Origin of the sequence: Stenotrophomonas sp. NLF4-10 (assembly GCF_022359915.1) — a bacterium.
Taxonomy (GTDB): domain Bacteria; phylum Pseudomonadota; class Gammaproteobacteria; order Xanthomonadales; family Xanthomonadaceae; genus Stenotrophomonas; species Stenotrophomonas daejeonensis.
Genome location: NZ_JAKSEE010000003.1, coordinates 2,377,085 through 2,394,623 on the forward strand (window position 1 = coordinate 2,377,085; position 17,539 = coordinate 2,394,623).

At 68.7% G+C, this 17,539-nt stretch carries 19 protein-coding genes and 1 pseudogene; 3 read left to right on the plus strand and 17 right to left on the minus strand.

Annotated elements, in window-relative coordinates; all coding sequences use genetic code 11:
- Positions 1 to 94: 94 nt before the first annotated feature.
- On the minus strand, positions 95 to 1,909 hold the full coding sequence (locus MIC98_RS11180) for a DUF885 family protein (RefSeq protein ID WP_239737217.1): 1,815 nt from the start codon (positions 1,907 to 1,909) through the stop codon (positions 95 to 97).
- A gap of 206 nt (positions 1,910 to 2,115) precedes the next feature.
- Between MIC98_RS11180 and MIC98_RS11185 the strand changes: the two genes are divergently transcribed.
- Positions 2,116 to 3,399 (plus strand): amino acid permease, encoded by a 1,284-nt coding sequence (locus tag MIC98_RS11185; protein WP_239737218.1) that lies wholly within the window; start codon positions 2,116 to 2,118, stop codon positions 3,397 to 3,399.
- A 9-nt stretch (positions 3,400 to 3,408) separates the two neighbouring features.
- On the opposite strand, the pseudogene MIC98_RS11190 reads toward MIC98_RS11185, so the two are convergent.
- From MIC98_RS11190 to MIC98_RS11210, 5 genes and pseudogenes are all read right to left on the minus strand, one after another.
- Positions 3,409 to 3,642, minus strand: a pseudogene (locus MIC98_RS11190) (aldo/keto reductase); the annotation flags it as partial.
- Between the two features lie 68 nt (positions 3,643 to 3,710).
- On the minus strand, positions 3,711 to 3,941 hold the full coding sequence (locus tag MIC98_RS11195) for a hypothetical protein (RefSeq protein ID WP_239737219.1): 231 nt from the start codon (positions 3,939 to 3,941) through the stop codon (positions 3,711 to 3,713).
- A 98-nt stretch (positions 3,942 to 4,039) separates the two neighbouring features.
- Positions 4,040 to 4,195, minus strand: coding sequence for a hypothetical protein (locus tag MIC98_RS11200; protein WP_239737220.1), 156 nt, complete (start codon positions 4,193 to 4,195; stop codon positions 4,040 to 4,042).
- Positions 4,196 to 4,291: 96 nt separating this feature from the next.
- Positions 4,292 to 4,570, minus strand: coding sequence for a hypothetical protein (locus MIC98_RS11205; RefSeq protein WP_239737221.1), 279 nt, complete (start codon positions 4,568 to 4,570; stop codon positions 4,292 to 4,294).
- An 11-nt stretch (positions 4,571 to 4,581) separates the two neighbouring features.
- Positions 4,582 to 4,896, minus strand: a complete 315-nt coding sequence (locus MIC98_RS11210; RefSeq protein ID WP_239737222.1) for a hypothetical protein — start codon at positions 4,894 to 4,896, stop codon at positions 4,582 to 4,584.
- Between the two features lie 309 nt (positions 4,897 to 5,205).
- Between MIC98_RS11210 and MIC98_RS11215 the strand changes: the two genes are divergently transcribed.
- Positions 5,206 to 6,144, plus strand: a complete 939-nt coding sequence (locus tag MIC98_RS11215) for a C13 family peptidase (protein WP_239737223.1) — start codon at positions 5,206 to 5,208, stop codon at positions 6,142 to 6,144.
- A 68-nt stretch (positions 6,145 to 6,212) separates the two neighbouring features.
- Complete coding sequence (locus MIC98_RS11220) at positions 6,213 to 6,671, plus strand: YciI family protein (RefSeq protein WP_239737224.1); 459 nt, start codon at positions 6,213 to 6,215, stop codon at positions 6,669 to 6,671.
- 9 nt (positions 6,672 to 6,680) lie between these two features.
- Here the strand turns inward: MIC98_RS11220 and MIC98_RS11225 are convergent, their stop codons facing one another.
- The 11 genes from MIC98_RS11225 to hisS form a co-directional block, all read right to left on the minus strand.
- On the minus strand, positions 6,681 to 8,207 hold the full coding sequence (locus MIC98_RS11225; RefSeq protein WP_239737225.1) for a calcineurin-like phosphoesterase C-terminal domain-containing protein: 1,527 nt from the start codon (positions 8,205 to 8,207) through the stop codon (positions 6,681 to 6,683).
- A gap of 111 nt (positions 8,208 to 8,318) precedes the next feature.
- Positions 8,319 to 8,936 carry a bifunctional phosphoribosyl-AMP cyclohydrolase/phosphoribosyl-ATP diphosphatase HisIE gene (hisIE, locus tag MIC98_RS11230; protein WP_239737226.1) on the minus strand — a complete coding sequence of 206 codons (618 nt, stop codon included), beginning with the start codon at positions 8,934 to 8,936 and terminating at the stop codon, positions 8,319 to 8,321.
- Positions 8,926 to 9,702 (minus strand): imidazole glycerol phosphate synthase subunit HisF, encoded by a 777-nt coding sequence (gene hisF / locus MIC98_RS11235; RefSeq protein WP_239737227.1) that lies wholly within the window; start codon positions 9,700 to 9,702, stop codon positions 8,926 to 8,928. The genes hisIE and hisF overlap by 11 nt, the downstream gene beginning before the upstream one ends.
- Positions 9,696 to 10,430, minus strand: coding sequence for a 1-(5-phosphoribosyl)-5-[(5-phosphoribosylamino)methylideneamino]imidazole-4-carboxamide isomerase (gene hisA, locus MIC98_RS11240; protein ID WP_239737228.1), 735 nt, complete (start codon positions 10,428 to 10,430; stop codon positions 9,696 to 9,698). The genes hisF and hisA overlap by 7 nt, the downstream gene beginning before the upstream one ends.
- Entirely contained in the window at positions 10,427 to 11,029 is a 603-nt protein-coding gene (gene hisH, locus MIC98_RS11245; protein ID WP_239737229.1) for an imidazole glycerol phosphate synthase subunit HisH, read from the minus strand. The genes hisA and hisH overlap by 4 nt, the downstream gene beginning before the upstream one ends.
- Positions 11,026 to 12,099, minus strand: coding sequence for a bifunctional histidinol-phosphatase/imidazoleglycerol-phosphate dehydratase HisB (gene hisB / locus MIC98_RS11250; RefSeq protein WP_239737230.1), 1,074 nt, complete (start codon positions 12,097 to 12,099; stop codon positions 11,026 to 11,028). Before hisB ends, hisH begins: the two co-directional genes overlap by 4 nt.
- Entirely contained in the window at positions 12,096 to 13,178 is a 1,083-nt protein-coding gene (gene hisC, locus MIC98_RS11255) for a histidinol-phosphate transaminase (RefSeq protein ID WP_239737231.1), read from the minus strand. Before hisC ends, hisB begins: the two co-directional genes overlap by 4 nt.
- Entirely contained in the window at positions 13,175 to 14,470 is a 1,296-nt protein-coding gene (gene hisD / locus MIC98_RS11260; RefSeq protein WP_239737232.1) for a histidinol dehydrogenase, read from the minus strand. The genes hisC and hisD overlap by 4 nt, the downstream gene beginning before the upstream one ends.
- Positions 14,467 to 15,378 carry an ATP phosphoribosyltransferase gene (gene hisG / locus MIC98_RS11265; protein WP_239737233.1) on the minus strand — a complete coding sequence of 304 codons (912 nt, stop codon included), beginning with the start codon at positions 15,376 to 15,378 and terminating at the stop codon, positions 14,467 to 14,469. The genes hisD and hisG overlap by 4 nt, the downstream gene beginning before the upstream one ends.
- A gap of 9 nt (positions 15,379 to 15,387) precedes the next feature.
- A complete protein-coding gene (locus MIC98_RS11270; protein ID WP_057641783.1) occupies positions 15,388 to 15,714 on the minus strand; it encodes a YerC/YecD family TrpR-related protein in 327 nt (108 codons plus the stop codon).
- A gap of 317 nt (positions 15,715 to 16,031) precedes the next feature.
- Positions 16,032 to 17,438: a histidine--tRNA ligase gene (gene hisS, locus MIC98_RS11275; protein WP_239737234.1), complete on the minus strand. Its 1,407-nt coding sequence runs from the start codon at positions 17,436 to 17,438 to the stop codon at positions 16,032 to 16,034.
- Positions 17,439 to 17,539 lie beyond the last annotated feature (101 nt).

Here is a 17,539-nt window from a genome sequence, read left to right on the forward strand (position 1 = left end):
CGCCGGTCACCGGCGCATATCGGAACCCGGCAGGAAACCATCGGGGGAAAGCCGGCACGGAACGGGCCCGTGCCGGCGGGGGAAGCGCGGGCCGTTATGCGCCCTTGCCTTCGATCCAGCGTTCGATCTTTCCGTCCAGCACGTCCAGCGGCACCGAGCCGTCCTTCAGCACTTCGGCATGGAATTCGCGGATGTCGAACTTGTCGCCCAGCTTCTGCTCGGCGCGCCTGCGCAGTTCCTGGATCTTCAGCTCGCCGGTCTTGTAGGCCAGCGCCTGCCCCGGCCAGGCGATGTAGCGCTCGGCCTCGGCGATGGCGTCGGGCTCGCTGACCGAGGAGTTGGCAAACATGTAGTCCAGCACCTGCTGGCGGCTCCAGCCCTTGGAATGCAGGCCGGTATCGACCACCAGCCGCACCGCGCGCCACAGCTCGCCCTGCAGGCGGCCGAAGTAGCTGTACGGGTCGGTGTAGACGCCCAGGTCCTTGCCCAGGCTCTCGGCATACAGGCCCCAGCCCTCGATGAAGGCGGTCTGCCCGCCGAAGCGGCGGAACGCCGGCACACCCTGCAGCTCCTGCTGCAGCGCCAGCTGGAAGTGGTGGCCGGGGATGGCTTCGTGCAGGAACAGGTCCTCGGCGTCCCACGTCTTCCGGGTCGGCAGGTCGAAGGTGTTGACGTAGAAGATGCCCGGGCGGCTGCCGTCCTCGCTGGGCTGCATGTATTCACCGCCAGCCGCCGATTCGGCGCGGAACGCCTCGATCGGGCGGATCTCGAAACCGGCCTTCGGGGTCAGCGAGAACAGCTTGGGGATGTTGGCCTCGATCTTCGCCTCCAGCCCGCGGTAATGCGCCAGCAGCGCGTCTTCCGACGTGAACTCGAACTGCTTGTCGTGCTGCATGAAGGTGAAGAAGTCCTGCAGCGAGCCCTTGAAGCCCACCTGCTCCATCACCTTGTGCATCTCGCCGTGGATGCGCTCGACCTCCTTCAGGCCGATGGCGTGGATCTGCTCCGGGGTCTGCTCGGTGGTGGTCATCTGTTTGGCGCTGAAGGCGTACCACGCCTTGCCGTCGGGCAGCGCGTCCAGGCCCACCGTGTCGCGGGTGGCCGGCAGGTATTCGTTGGCGATGAAGTCGCGCTGCTTCCTGATCGCCGGCATCAGCTGCCCCTCGACCAGCTCGCGGTAGGCGGCGGTCAGGCGCTCCTTGTCGGCGGCCGGGAAATCGGCCGGCATCAGCGTGATCGGGCCCCAGAACTGGCTGTCCTCGGCCTTGCCGGCGATCAGCGCGTCGAACTGCGGCACCACCTTTTCCATCAGCACGCGCGGCTGCACCACGCCGGCCTTGATGCCTTCGCGCATGTTGGCGATCTCGGTATCCAGCAGCACCGGGATGCGCGCGGCGCGCGCCAGCCAGTTGTCGTAGTCCTTCACCGTCTTGAACGGCTGCGCCACCTGGCCCGAGCCCAGCATCACCGCATAGCTCACGGTCGAGCCCATCTGGTTGACCGGCAGCATCCAGCCGGGGAACTTCTCGCCCTCCAGCGACTGCTGCTGTTCCTCGACGAAGATGCGGTAGCTCAGCAGGTCCTGGCCGCTCAGGCCGGCATCGCCGATCTTCTGCACCTTGTCCAGCCATTGCGCGGTGAAGTCGTGGACCTGCTTGCGGTATTCGGCCGAGCCCATGTCCGGCAACTGGTCGTTGTAACGGTCGTCGCCCTGGAAGGTGGCCTGCAGCGGGTTGAGCTTGAGCACGCCTTCCCAGTAGTCGGCATACAGCTGGTTCAACTGCGCGGCCTTTTCGGCCGGCGCCAGCTGCGCGGCGGTGTCGCCGGCCGGCGACGGGGAAGGCGAGCAGGCGGCCAGCACCGTGGCCAGCGAGAGGGAAACGGACAATGCCAGCGGACGCAGCGTCATGGGGAATCCAGCGAGGGAATGAAACCGGCAGCGTCCATGTGCCGGCGTGGCCGCGGAAGGGCCAAAGGTCATTGCCGTCGCCGCGCCGTCGGCAAACCGTCATAATCCGCGGCCCGCCCCACCCCGCCATCAGGTGGATGCCCGTTCCCGCCTGATCCGCCGCCCGCGTGGCCCGTGCGATCCGGCCCTTGCCGTTGCCGCATTCGATGACTACCTCCCGCCGCCCGCTGGGCTTCTGGTCCGCCACCGCCCTGGTCGTGGGCAGCATGATCGGCTCGGGCACCTTCCTGCTGCCGGCGACGCTGGCGCCCTACGGCGCCGCCACGCTGGTCGGCTGGGGCATCACCCTGTGCGGCGCGTTGCTGCTGGCCGTCACCTTCGCGCGGCTGGCGCGGCGCTGGCCGCAGACCGGCGGCCCCTACGTGTTCGCCCGCAACGCCTTCGGCGAGCTGCCCGGCTTCATGGTGGCGTGGAGCTACTGGATCTCGATGTGGTGCGCCATCGCCGCGATTGCGGTTGCCTTCACCGGCAGCATCGGCGCGCTGTTCCCCGCGTTGACCGCCACCCCGGTGCGCGCGGCCGGTTGCGGCCTGCTCGCGCTGTGGCTGTGCGCCGGCGTCAACCTGCTCGGCGTGCGCGAGGCCGGGCGCCTGCAACTGCTGACCACGGTGCTGAAAGTGGTGCCGCTGCTGCTGTTCGGGCTGGTGGCGCTGTGGTTCGTCGATGCCCGCCATTACGTGCCATTCAATCCCAGCGGCGAGCCGCTGGGCAGCGTGGCCGCTGCCACCGTGGCGCTGACGCTGTGGGCGATGATCGGGCTGGAGGCGGCCACCGTGCCGGCCGAGTCGGTCGACGACGCGCCGCGCACCGTGGCCCGCGCCACCGTCGCCGGCACCGCCATCGCCGGCGTCGCCACCGTGCTGGCCTGCACCACCGTGCTGGGCCTGCTGCCGGCCGACGTGCTGGCGGCCTCGGCCGCGCCGATGGCCGACGCCGCGGCCGCGCTGTGGGGGCCCGGTGCCGGCATGCTGCTGGCGGCGGTGATGGCCGTTTCCTGCATCGGCGCGCTCAACGGCTGGACGCTGCTGTCGGCGCAGTTGCCGATGGCCGCCGCCCGCGACGGCGTACTGCCACACGCCTTCGCCAAAGAGAACCGGCGCGGCGCCCCGGCCTTCGGCATCCTCGTCAGTTGCCTGCTCGCCACCGTGCTGGTGATCAGCAACTACAACCGCTCGCTGGTGGACCTGTTCAAGTTTTCGGTGCTGCTGTCCACCGCCGCCACCCTGTTGCCCTATCTGGCCGGCGCCGCCGCATGGCTGTGGCGCGGCAGCGGCCTCGCCTCGCGGCTCGCTGCCGCCGGCGCATTGGCCTTCAGTCTGTACGCACTGGGCGGGATCGGCGCCGAGGCGCTGCTATGGGGCGCCGGGCTGATCGTGGCCGGATTGCCGATCTATTTCTGGCTGCGGCGGGGCCGGTCCCCGCGGAACTGACGCAGCTCTTGCCGCGACCGTACCAAGCAGTTCGACCAGCACCTGGTTGGCCGCCCGTGCTTCCGGCGCAAAGCGTGGCACGACGCTGCGGAAGTCATTGCCACCGAAGGTCGTGTCCGCGCCGATCGCCCCGGTGAGAAAGCCCTTGCCCGGCGGGCCGAAAGACACGAACCCGATCCCGAGTTCTTCCAGCGTCGGCAGGATGTCTCTCCCGGGGCCACGCAACCACAACGATTACTCGCTTTACGGATGGACGACCTGCCCCTCCATCCAATCAATGGTCAATGAAGCAGGGCGGCGCGCAGGCGATCTCATTTCCTGGCCCGTTGCGCATACTTCAGGATCAATGCCTCGTCTTCTGCCGCGGCCTTGACCGATTTCGTCCAGCGAACCACGGCCCCCTTGTTCCGGATCAGGGCTTCGAGCTGCAGGCACAGGCAATCGGAGCAGGCCTGCCCTCCCGGGCTGCTGCTTCCACAGAGTTTGCATGGCGACATCGTCGTCGTTTCCGGGGGGCGAAGTTGATAGGCGATCTTCGCCATCAGTGCCTTCGCTTCCGCTACCGTACTCACCGCCGGTTGTTCCTTCGGGAGGAGCTGCGCGCTTGGCGCAGCTCTCCTTCGTCTAGCAGCAGATGCCGTTACTTCTGCTGGGGCTTGCCGCCCTCATGGGACTTGCCTTCCCTGGCTGCCGCATCCTTGCGGTCATTGTCGTTCTGTTGCGGCACTCCCTGTGCCGGCTTGGGATCACGTTCCTGCGAGCCCTGGGTACCGGTTGTTGCATTGGGACTACTCATTTTCCACTCCATTGCGATGAAGTCATCGCAAGTGAAGCTTGCGCCATAGCCTGTTACTGCAACGTGCTTTTTGTTCGCCGTGGATGAATGCGCAAGTCAGAAGAGCAGGCGACTCCAGCAAAGCTCGGCGATCTGGCCGGAGATTTTTCTTTGATCCCGATTCAGGGCATCGGGAAGGTGGCTGTCCAGATCCACCAGCCAGGCCGAACGGCTGCCATGCGGGTTCCGCACGTAGATATCGCAGGCGAGCTTTATCACGGGGCGGCAATCCTTGAAGAAGCTGTCTCCGATGAGTGCGCCATTGTCGAACCGGGTTTGCCAATAGCCAAGTTCCGTGTCCACATTGACGAAGTCGCGATCTCTTGGGGTAGTCATGAGGCTGGGCCTTATGTGTCGACGCTGAAATTCTTGCCGTGATCTGCGGATGTTCCTGCGGAAACCCCCACCAGCGGGGACCCGCCCTTGAGCGGGCCAAGCTGCGCGGCCGCCACCATGCCCTTGATTCTTGCAAGGAGGCATTCGATGCCGTGCCGTCGTTCCGATTCGCTCAACGAACCCGATGCGGCGCTCATGGCGCGCCTGGAGAGGATTGCCAGGGAACGGAGCTTGCCGAGGCGCTGGGAGTACGACCAGGCGTGCGTCGAGATTGTCATCTCCTGCGCCAGCTCATCGAGGTCAGCGCGGACTTCTTCGTAGTTCATGGGAAGCATCCTGGGCACGGGGCGCCCGATATCTCCATACACCATAGGCGCATTTGCCGCGGTTGATGTGACGAGACGCCAGTACACCCGGCACCTTCGCCACCGCCTTCGGACACATCGAGCCAGCGGCATGCCCCGCGGCATCCAAGCGATCCACGGCCTGCCGCGCAGTCATGGCCGATCAGCACCTCGCTCGGACAACCGGCGTCCGGCAGCGGCCACGCTAGAATCGCCCCGCCCTCCTTCATGCCTGCACCAATGACGCCTGCCGCCTCCGCCATGACGCGCATTGCCCGACGCTCCACGGCGATGGCGCCTGCCCTGGCCCTGCTCTCCTGCATCTGGCCAGCGGTGGCGCAGACGCCCGGAGCGGATACATGGGAGCCGACCACGCCAAGGCTGGAAGGTGCGCAACTGGCCCAGCTCGACGCCGCGCTGGAGCGCCTGCCAGCGCAACGGCCAGGCGTGACCGACATGTACGTGCTGGGCGTGGCCGGCGATGCCGACGAGGACGTGTTCCGCAACGAGGTGGCCTACCTGCGGCAGCTGTCGGCGCAGCGCTGGGATTCCCGGGACCGCATGCTGGCGCTGGTCAACCAGCCCAATGCGCTGCCCGGCGAGCCCGCCGCGCCACTGGCCACGTATGAAAGCATCGGCTACGCACTGGACGTGCTGGGGCAGACGCTGGACCCGAGCGAGGACGTGCTGTTCCTGTACCTGAGCAGCCACGGGCTGGACGACAACAGCGTCTACCTGCACACCGGGCCGGACCAGGAGGACTACCTCGCGCCGGAGGGCCTCGCGCAGCTGCTGGAGGAGGCCGGGATCGGCAACGCGGTGATCGTGGTGTCGGCCTGCTACTCGGGTGGCTTCGTGCCGGTATTGAAAGCGCCCAACGGCATGGTCATCACCGCCGCGCGCAAGGATCGCCCGTCGTTCGGCTGCGGCAATACCGACAGCGCCACCTGGTTCGGCCGCGCGTTCCTGGTCGAGGCGCTGAACGCCACCAACGACTTCGCCAGCGCCTTCAAGGCGGCCAGCGCCACGGTGCGGCAGCGGGAGGTGGAAGAAGGCGAGCTGCCCTCGCAGCCGCAGTTCTTCGCCGGCAAGGCGATCGCCCCGGCGCTGGCACGCTGGCGCTCCGGCTTGCCGGCAAGCCCGCCGGTGCCCTATCCCTTCACCCATGCTCCGCGGCGGCAGCCGGCGCTTCACCGCGACCCGGGCCCGGACAACCGCAAGTCGCGATAGCGCCGGCGCGGCGCACCCGCCAGCCGGCACGCATGTACGATGCCCGCACGCCCTCCGGGAGAACGCGCATGTCCTTCAAACTTGCCGGCGCCCTTGCCGCCTTGCTGGTGCTCACCCCGCCCGTCGCCGCGCAGCACGCCCCAACCTACGACGAGGCGCTGGCCACGAAGTTCGGGGCCGACGAGTACGGCATGCGCGCCTACGTGCTGGTCATCCTGAAAACCGGGCCGAACACGATGCCGGCCGGGCCGGAGCGCGAGGCGATGTTCCGTGGCCACTTCGCCAACATGCAGCGCCTGTCCGACGAGGGCAAGCTGGTGCTGGCCGGGCCGCTGGATGGCGTGGACGGCTGGCGCGGGCTGTTCGTCTTCGCCGTGGCCGACATCGACGAGGCGCGGCAGCTCGCCGCGACCGATCCGGTGCTGGTCAACGGCGAGATGGTGGCCGAATACCACACCTATTACGGCAGTGCCGCATTGATCGGCCTGCGCGAGGTGCACGAACGGCTGGCCCGCAAGCAGCCCTGAGCCCGGCACTCAGGGCTGCGCGTCCTGCAGGCGGTAAACGGTGCGGCTGCGGTATTCGTGGCCGTCGAAGGTGGCGCGTACTTCCACGGTGTGCTCGCCCGCTTCCAGCCGGGTGGGCAGCGCCGCGCGCCACAGGTGGGTGGAGGGCCGGGCTTCGGGCGAGCGGTCGTAGCCGCGCAGGCCGTCGCTCAGGTCGTCGGCCACGTTTTCCACCAGCAACCGCGGGTCGGGCTGTTCGACGCGCTTCATCGGCCGCCATTCGCCCGCGTCCACGCGGAACTCCACCGGCAGGCCGTCGTAACCCATGAACACGTTGGCATACACGCCCCACGCCGGGTACGCGCCACGGCGCAGGACTTTCGGCGCATGCAGCGCGATCTGCTCGTCGGCCGGCGCGCGGGCGACGCGGTATTCCACGCTGTAGCGGCCCTGCGGCTGCACGTTCAGCAGGCCGTAGCCGTTGGGCGTGCCATCGGACATGGTGCTGTCGGGAATGCCCTGCGCGTCCTTCACCCCCGACCAGAACGCGCCGCAGGCCGCGCCGACGTTGTATTCGTGCAGCGGTTTTGCGCCGTTCCAACCCTGCGCGGCATTCCAGAAGCGCTGGCTCTGGTTGTGGGTGTGGCCGCTGAGGACCAACGGGTGTTCGACCTTTTCCAGCAGGGCGAACAGGCGTACGCGGTCTTCAGCGCGGAAGTCGTGGTCGAACAGCGGGATGTGGATGCCCAGCACCACCAGCTTGTCGCTGGGGACCGTCGGCAAATAGCGTTCGAGGAAAGCGAACTGGTCCTCGCGCAGGCCACCGACATAGGCCGGCCTCCGCCCCGGTTGGGCGACGATGTCGTCCAGCCCGATGAACACCATCGACGGTTCTTCCCACGCATACGTGTCCGGGCCGAGCTGGCGGTGATAGCTGCGCAGCGACTCGGCATCGCTGGCCGCACCCACGTCCATGTCGTGGTTGCCCGGTACGTGCAGCCACGGCACGCCCAGCGAGGTCACCGCCTTGACCAGCAGCGGATACAGCGAGGGATCGTCGTTGGTGATGTCGCCCAGGGTCATGCCCAGCCGCGCGGCATGCTTGCCACGCAGCGGCGCGACGATATCGCGCTCGAAATAATCCACGTCCCGCGCGCTGGCGGTCTGGCTGTCGGCCATCACCAGCGTCTGGAAGCTGGCCGGCGCATCCGGCTGCGGCACCAGCGCGAAGGGGCGGCATTGCCCGCCTTCGGCTTCACCGGCGCGCGGGCGCCAGATGTCCGGCAGGCCGTCGGCGCGCGGCGCGGCGCGATGCGCGGCCGGCTTGATGACGAACACCGTGGGCTGCATGGAATCCGGCAGGCGATAGCGGCCGTCGCGGCCGGTCACGGCGATGTGCTCGCCATCGGAAACGCGGATGCCCGGCAGCGGCTTCTCGCCCGCGTCGCGCGCGCCATTGCCGTTGGCATCCTCGAACACCATGCCCTCCACGCAGGAAGCGGTGGCGACGAACGGTGTGCAGGCCAGCAGCAGGCCGGCAAGCAGGGGATGGCGCATGAAAGCCTCGTCAGGCGAACGGACAGGCCGCCATTATCGCGCGGTAGGCCGGGGCTACGCCCCCGGCGCGCTCTGCCTCTCCCATCACGACGTCGGGGGTGTAACCCCGACCTACCCCTTGGCGTGGCGCTGCTCCAGCACCGCCACCGCGTCGTCCAGCGACAGGCCGCGCGCGCGCAGCAGCACGATCAGGTGGAACAGCAGGTCGGCCGATTCGCCCAGCAGTTCGTCGTCGCGCTGGACCACGCCGGCCAGCGCGGTCTCCACGCCCTCCTCGCCCACCTTCTGCGCGATGTGGCGCGTGCCCTTCTCGAACAGTTTGGTGGTGTAGCTGTTGAGCGGGCGGTCGTGCTCGCGCTGCCGCACCAGCGCGTCCAGCGCGCCCAGGAACTGCCCCGGCGCGTCGCCGAAGCAACTGGTGCTGCCGGTGTGGCAGGTCGGCCCGTGCGGGCGCGCGGTAACCAGCAGCGTATCGGCGTCACAGTCGGCGCGGACCGCCACCAGTTCAAGGTGGTTGCCCGAGGTCTCGCCCTTGGTCCACAGGCGTTGCCGGCTGCGGCTGAAGAAGGTGACCTTGCCGCCCTGCAGGGTCCGGTCCAGCGCGGCGCGGTCCATGTAGCCGAGCATCAGCACGCGCAGCGTGGCCGCGTCCTGCACCACGACCGGCATCATCCCGCCGACCTTGTCCCAATCCAGCGCGGCCGGGTCGAAGGGGGTTTCAGTAGACATCGCGTACCTCGATCTGTTGTCCGCGCAGGAAGCGCTTGAGTTCCGGAATGGCGATGGCGCCGGAGTGGAACACGCTGGCCGCCAGCGCGCCGTCGACGTCGGCCTGCTCGAACACGTCGGCGAAATGCCGCGGCTCGCCGGCACCGCCGGAAGCGATCAGCGGCACGCCGCACAGGGCGCGGGCCTGGCGCAGATGGGCGATGTCGTAGCCCTTGCGCACGCCGTCGCTGTCCATGCAGTTGAGCACGATCTCGCCGGCGCCGCGCTGCTGCGCCTCGCGCAGCCAGTCCAGCGTGAGCCGCGCTTCGGCGCGGGTCTTTGCCGGGTCGCCAGTGTAGGAGCGCACCCGCCATTGCCCGTCCGGCTCGCGGATGGAGTCGATGCCGACCACCACGCATTGCTGGCCGAACGCCTCGGCCAGCTCGCCGATCAGCGCCGGCCGTTCCAGCGCCGGCGTGTTGATCGAGATCTTGTCGGCGCCGGCATTGAGAATGCCGCGCGCGGTCTCCACGTCGCCGATGCCGCCGGCCACGCAGAACGGGATATCGATCAGGCGCGCGACGCGCTCGATCCAGGCGCGGTCCACCGAACGCCCTTCCGGGCTGGCGGAGATGTCGTAGAACACCAGCTCGTCGGCGCCGGCGTCGCGGTAGCGCAGCGCCAGCTCGACGATGTCGCCCATGTCGACGTGGTCGCGGAAACGCACGCCCTTGACCACGCGGCCCTTGCGCACGTCCAGGCAGGGAATGATGCGGCGGCTCAGCATGTCAGCGCCTCCTGCAGTCGCAGCCGGCCTTCGAGCAGCGCCTTGCCCAGCACCGCGCCGGCGCAGCCGGCCGCGCGCGCCGCGGCCACGTCGGCCACGTCGCGCACGCCGCCCGACGCCTGCACCGCCACCCCGGGCAGCAGCCGCGACAGGTGCGCGTACAGGCCGAGGTTGGGACCGGACAGCATGCCGTCGCGGGCGATGTCGGTGCACAGCAGGTGCTTCATGCCCGCCTGCGCATAACGCACGGCGAGTTCGTCCAGGGTGACGTCGGCGGTCTCGGTCCAGCCATGCACCGGCAGGCGCCACACGCCGTCGTCGCCCTGCCGCGTGTCCAGCGCGATGGTCAGCCGCTCCGCACCGAAGTCCTGCAGCCAGGCCAGCACCTGCGCGGGCTCACGCACCGCCAGCGAGCCGATCACCACGCGGCTGGCGCCGGCATCGAGGATGCGCGCCACATCGTCGCGGCCGCGCACGCCGCCGCCGGTCTGCACCTTGAGCGCCGTGGTCACTGCGACCTGCGCCAGCAAGGGCGCCAGCGTGTAGCCGCCGGCGCGGGCCGCATCCAGGTCGACCAGGTGCATCCAGCGCGCGCCGGCCGCGGCGAAGGCCTGCGCGCGCGGCAGCGGATCGTCGCCATAGGTGGTCTGCTGCGCGTAATCGCCCTGCAGCAGGCGCACCACCTGCCCGTTGCGGATGTCGAGCGCGGGATAGACGGTGAAGCTCATGAAAAGTCGGTCTCGATGAAGTTGCGCAGGATGCGCGCGCCCGGCCCGGCCGAGCGTTCGGGATGGAACTGCGCGCCGCACAGCCGGCCGCGCTGCACCACTGCGGTGAACAGGCCGCCGTGGTGGCAGGCCGCCACCGTGTCGGAGGTGACCGGCGCGGCATAGCTGTGCACGAAATAGGCGCTGGAACCGGCCGGCACGCCGTCCAGCAGCGGCGATTCGCGCAGCGCCAGCAGCTTGTTCCAGCCCATGTGCGGCACGCGCACACCCACCGCCGGATGCAGGCGGCGCACCACGCCCGGCAGCAGGCCCAGGCCGTCCACGCCGCCCTCCTCCGAACGCTCGAACAACAGCTGCATGCCCAGGCAGATGCCCATCAACGGCTGCTGCAGTTCGCGCAGCGGCTGCACCAGCCCCTGCGCGTGCAGGCGGCGCATGCCCTCGACCGCGGCGCCGACGCCCGGCAGGATCACCCGCGACGCAGCGTCCAGATCGGAAGGCCCGCGCACCATGCGCACGGCCACACCCAGCCGTTCCAGCGCATAACGCACCGAGCCGAGGTTGGCGCCGCCGGCGTCGATCAGGCCGACCGTGGTCACAGCGCCCCCTTGGTCGAAGGCAGTTCGGTGCCCTCGCGGCGGAACGCCTGGCGCAGGGCGCGCGCCAGCGCCTTGAAGCAGGCCTCGACCTTGTGGTGGTCGTTGTCGCCTTCGACCTTGAGGTTGAGGTTCAGCCCGGCCGCGTCGCACAGCGAGCGGAAGAAATGCGGCACCAGCTCGGTCGGCATGTCGCCCACCCGCTCGCGCCTGAACGCGCCCTCGAATACGAAGTACGGGCGGCCGCTGAAATCCAGCGCGGCGCTGGCCAGGGTCTCGTCCATCGGCAGGGTGAAGCCGTAGCGGCCGATGCCGCGCTTGTCACCCAGCGCCTCGCGCAGCGCCTGCCCCAAGGCAAGGCCGGTGTCCTCGATGGTGTGGTGTTCGTCGATGTGCAGATCGCCCCTGGCCTGCACCTCCAGCGCGAAACCGCCGTGGCGGCCGATCTGGTCGAGCATGTGGTCGAAGAACGGCAGGCCGGTGTCGATTTTCGATGCGGCCGGCTTGTCCAGATCGACGAACACGCGGATCTGCGTTTCCTTGGTGTCGCGCTGCACGGTGGCGCGGCGCGGTGCATCGGCCAGTTCGTGGGCGATGGCGTCCCAGTCCCACTGCCCGCCGAACTGCTCGGTGCGCAGTTGGAAGCCGCGGATCTTCATGCTGTCGGCGAACTGGATGTCGGTGGGGCGGTCGCCGACCATCGCCGAGCGCGCCCAGTCGATGGTCCGATCCTGCAGGTACGGCAGCATCATGCCGATGCCCGGCTTGCGGTTGGGGCTGTTGTCGGCCGGCCAGCTCGGGTCGACCAGCACGTCGCGGAAGGCGATGCCCTGGCTGGCGAAGATCTGCAGCATCAGGTCGTTGGGGCCGTCGAAGCTCTCCTGCGGATAGCCCTCGCTGCCCAGCCCGTCCTGGTTGGAGACGATGACGAACTGGTAGCCAGCGTCGCGCAGCCTGAGCATCGCCGGGATGACGTTCCTGACGAAGCGGATCTTCTCGTAGGCGTCGATCTGGAAATCCGCCGGCTCCTCGATCAGGGTGCCGTCACGGTCGACGAACAGGATGGGGGTCATGCGGCGGACTCCAGCGCGGCCAGTGCGTCGAGGACGCGGTTGTTCTGCTCGGGCGTGCCGAGGGTGATGCGCAAGGCATCGTGCAATTGCGGCGCGGCGCGCTGGTCGCGCACCACCACGCCGGCGGCCAGCAGGCGCTGGAACGCGGTTTCGGCATCGGTGAAACGCACCAGCAGGAAGTTGCCGTCGGAGGCATGGACGCTGCGCACGTTCGGCAGGTTCCCAAGCGTGGCGCGCAGGCGCTCGCGCTCGCTGCGCACGATGGCGATGCGCGCGCGGGTTTTCGCCAGTGCCGCGTCGCTCAAACCTTCCAGTGCCAGCGTCGAGCATGGCGTCGGAATCGGATACGGCGCCTGGCAGGTGCGCAGCACCGCGATCAGGCCGGCATCGGCGATCACGCAACCGATGCGCGCCGCCGCCAGCGCGTGCGCCTTGGACAAGGTACGCAGCACGGCGATGTTGTCGTGTCTGGACAGCAGCGTGGTCGCCGAAGGTTCGTCGGCGAACTCGGCATAGGCTTCATCGACCACGACCAAGGCCTGCCCGTGCAGCGCGGTGGCCACCTGTTCGACCTGTGCCAACGGAATGCTCGAACCACCGGGGTTGGAGGGCGAGCACAGGAACACCAGCTTGGCGTTGCCTTGCCTGGCGGCGGCAATGATCGCGTCGATGTCCGGCACCAGGCCGGCCCCGGTATCGCGCAGCGGCACTTCCAGCAAAGGTGCGTTCTGCAAGCGCGCGCTTACCGCGTACATGCCGAACACCGGCGGCGTGCAAAGCACGCCGTCGCGGCCCGGCACGCACAGCGCACGCACCAGCAGGTCGATGGCCTCGTCGCTGCCGCGACCGAGCAGCAGCTGTTCCGGTGCGCAGCCGTACAGCACTGCCATGCGCTCGCGCAGTTCCTGCGGTTGCGGCTCGGGATAACGGCGGCAACTGGCCTGCGCATCGCCGGGATTGGCCCATGCCGATTCGTTGGCATTGAGCCAGATTTCGCCATCGAGCCTGGCGCTGCGCGCGGAGGAATAACCAGCGAAGCCGCGCAGGTCATCGCGTACCAGTTCGAGCACGCCGCTCACGGTGCGACTCCCAGTCGCACGGCGACGGCATTGGCATGCGCGCCCAAGCCCTCGGCGCGCGCAAGAGTCAAGGCGCACGGGCCGATGTTGGCGATGCCTTCGCGGCTGGCGGCCTGCACGCTGATCTGGTTCTGGAAACTGGCGACGCTGACACCGCTGTACGCCCGCGCGGCACCAGCGGTGGGCAGCACGTGGTTGGTGCCGGAGCAATAGTCGCCCAGCGCCTCGGGCGTGTAGTCGCCCATGAACACCGAGCCTGCGGCCTCGACCAGATCCAGCCAGTCACGCGGTTGGCGCAACGCGAGGATCAGGTGCTCCGGCGCATAACGGTTGGAAATGGCGAAGGCCTGTTCGATCGAATCCACCTTCAGCAGTAGCGAGGCGTCCAGTGCCTTGCGAGCGATATTCTCGCGCGCCAAGCGCACCACCTGCGCCTCCACCTCGGCCTGCACCGCGGCGATCAGCGCGGCATCGTCACTGAGCAGGATCACCTGCGAGTCCGGGCCGTGCTCGGCCTGCGACAACAGGTCGGCGGCGACGAAGGCCGGGACGGCGCCGGCATCGGCAACCACCAGCACTTCCGACGGCCCGGCCGGCATATCGATGGCCGCCGCGCCGGCCTGCGCCACCTGCTGCTTGGCCTCGGTGACGTAGCCATTGCCCGGCCCGAACAGCTTGTCGCAGGAAGGCACGGTTTCGGTGCCCCATGCCATCGCCGCGATCGCCTGCGCACCGCCGATCTTGAACACCTTGTGCACGCCGGTCAGGCGCGCGGCCACCAGCACCGCCGGATCGGCGCTGCCGTCCTTGCGCGGCGGCGTGCACAGCACCACCTCGCGGCAACCGGCGAGCCTGGCCGGCATGCCCAGCATCAACGCGGTGGAAGGCAGCGGCGCGCTGCCGGCCGGCACGTACAGGCCGACGCGGCCGATCGGGCGGATGATTTTTTCGCAGACCACGCCGGGTGCGGTTTCCACGCTGTACGGCCGGGCCATGCCGGCACGGTGGTAGGCATCGATGCGCTCGGCCGCCTGCTGCATGGCGATGCGCAGCTCGGCCGGCACCGCCAGTTCGGCGGCGGCGAACTCGGCTTCGCTCACCTCGAATTTTTCCAGCGTGACACCATCGAAACGGGCGGTGATCTCGCGCAATGCAATGTCACCAACGCCACGCACCTGCTCGACCAAGGCCGCCACCGCTTCGCGGGTCTGCGCGGCCACTGCCTGCACAGGGCGGGTCAGTGCACGCGCCTGCGCGTCGGCATCCAGCGTGTTCCAGTCGAGGACGTTCATGCCAGCGACTTCTCCACCGCCAGCACCATCAGCTCCTGCGCGCCTGCGCGCTCCAGTTCCTCCAGCCGCTGCCAGCTCAATGCGCCGTTGCACATGGCCTGCAGGCGCACCGCGCTGCCCTGCCCCGGCAGCCGCAGCAGCGGCTCGGCATCGGGCAGCAGCCGCGCCAGTTCGTCCACGTGCTGCTCGTCGGCGGAGAACATCAGCAGCTTGCGGTCCTGCGCCCTGGTCAACCCGTCGAGGCGGCGCAGCAGCATCGCCATCAGCCCGGCGCGGGCGTCGTCCAGTTCGTGCACCGGACCGGCCAGCACCGCTTCGCTGTCGAGCAGGGTTTCCACCGGCCTGAGCTGGTTGGCGGCCAACGTGGCACCGCTGGAAACCAGGTCGCAGATCAGGTCGGCGGTACCCAACTTCGGCGCGATTTCCACCGAGCCGGACAGCTCCACCACCTGCGCATCCACGTTCTTTTCCTTCAGCCACGCCGCGAGGATTGCCGGATAGCTGGTGGCGATACGCTTGCCGGCCAGTTGCTGCACGCCCTGCCACTCCCACTCGTCAGGTACGGCGATCATCAACCGGCACTGGCCGAAGCCGAGGCCGCGCAGCGGCTGGTAGGCATCGGCCAGGCCAATCTGGCGGCGCGCCTTGGCCTGCTCGTCCAGCTCATTGAGGCCGACCACGCCAAGGTCGCAGACGCCATCGGCAATCAGCCCGGGGATGTCGTCGTCGCGCACCAGCAGCAGGTCCACCGGCAGCGATTCGCCGAAGCAGAACAGCTTGTCGCGGCTCTGCCGCCAGCTCAGCCCGCAGGCGGCCAGCAGGCTGCGCGCCGGGTCGGCCAGGCGCCCGCTCTTCTGGATGGCGATGCGCAGCCGGTCGCGGGCCGGCGCGGAGGTGGAAGCACTCATGTTGGTTTCTCAGTTGGATTCGGTCTTGCGCGTGGCGATGCGCTCGATGGCGGCGGCATAACCGCCGGCACCGTGTTCGAGCGAGCGCGCGACCCGGCCGATGGTGGTCACGCTCACCCCGGTCAGGTCATGGATCTCGCGGTACGGCACGCCCTTGCGCAGCAGCGGCACCACCCGCCAGCGGTCGGCCATCGCCTCCAGTTCGGCGGGCGTGCACAGATCGCGCAGGAAGGCCTGCACGTCCTGCGGCCGTTCCAGCGCAGCGAATGCACGCGCCAGCGCCTTCAGCGGGGCATCGGAGGACTTCTCACGGTCGGATTCTGGACGTGGCTTCATCTGCATCAATGTAATAGCGTGCTAATACATTGATGCAATCGAGCCACCATGTCAAACCCGGCGATACCGTAGGTCGGGGCTACACCCCCGACGCGATGCGCATCTGCCGGCAATTCTTTCGGCAAGCCAAGGCCAGTCGGGGGCATGGCCCCGACCTACCCGCTGCCGCGATTGCAGGTGGGTGCCGACCGTTGGTCGGCACCATCGGCCCGCACCAAACCCGCTCGACCAACGGTCGGGCGCCACCTATTACCGGGCCGGAAAAGCAGAAGCCCCGCATCTGCGGGGCTTCTGCTTCATTACGCCGGATTTTCCGCTCAACGCGCCATCACTCGCGCCTGCTCCAATTCGACCTGCAGCGTGGAGGCCAGCTCGTCGCGGGCGACCTCGAACTGCTGTTCGCGCAGCAGGTCCTTGACCGCCACCACGCCGCGCGCCAGTTCGTCCTCGCCGGCCAGCACCACGAAGCGGATGCCGGCCTTGGCCGCGTACTGGAACTGCTTGCCGACCTTCTTCGGCTCCATCTGCACTTCGGTGTTGATGCCGCCGGCACGCAGGCGGCGGGCGATGTCCAGCGAATGCGGCATCGCCGCCTCGTCCATCAGCGCCACCATCGCCTGCACGCTGCTCTCGGCGATGCCGTCGATCAGCCCGGCCTCGCGCAGCTGCCAGAACAACCGGGTCAGGCCGATGGAGATGCCCACGCCCGGCAGCTTGCTCTTGGTGTAATGGCTGGCAAGGTCCTCGTAGCGGCCGCCGGAGCAGATCGAGCCGATCTGCGGGTGATCCAGCAGCGTCGTTTCATAAACGGTGCCGGTGTAGTAGTCCAGGCCGCGGGCGATGGAGAAGTTCAGGCAGTATGCGTTTTCCGGCACGCCCAGCGCCTTGACCAGCTCCAGCACCTCGCGCAGTTCGGCCGCGCCGCTGCGCAGCGATTCGCTGGCGCCCTCGCCTGCTTCGGCCAGCACCGCATCGAGCTGCGCCAGTGCGTCGGCGTGCGAGGTCGAGCGCACTTCGACGAAGGCCAGGATGCGCTCCACCGCTTCCGCCGACAGGCCGAAGTCAGGCCCCAGCAGGGTTTCGCGCACGTAGTCGGCGCCGCGCTTGTCGAGCTTGTCCACCTCGCGCAGCACCAGCGCCTGCTGCTGCGGGTCGGCCACGCCCTGCGCCTCGAAGAAGCCGCGCATGAACCTGCGGTTGTTCAGCTGCACGGCGAACCTGCCGATGCGCAGCTCGGAGAACACCGCGTGGATCACCGCCAGCACCTCGGCGTCGTAGCGGATGCTCAGCGCGTCCTTGCCGATCACGTCGATGTCGCACTGGTAGAACTCGCGGAAGCGGCCGCGCTGGGCGCGCTCGCCGCGGTAGACGCGCTGCATCTGGTAACGGCGGAACGGGAAGGTCAGCGCGTGCTCGTGCTCGGCCACGTAGCGCGCCAGCGGCACGGTCAGGTCGAAGCGCAGCGCCAGCTCCGGCAGGCCCTTTTCGGCCGACTCCGCGGCATTGGCCAGCGCACCGGTGGACTGCACGAAATACACCTGCCGCTCGGTCTCGCCGCCGGATTTGGTCAGCAGCACGTCGGACAGCTCGAACACCGGCGTCTCCACCGGCAGGAACCCGAAGCGCTCGTAGTTGCGGCGGATGACGTCCAGCATGCGCTGGAACGCGATCTGCTCGCGCGGCAGCAATTCCATGATGCCGGGCGGGGTACGGGGCTTTATCACGGGCCAAACTCCTGCAAACGGTGGGGGTGAGCGGACGCCAATTCTAGCCGCACGCCGCCTGCACGGCCGCATGAAGTATCATTCGCGCACCTTTCAAGCAA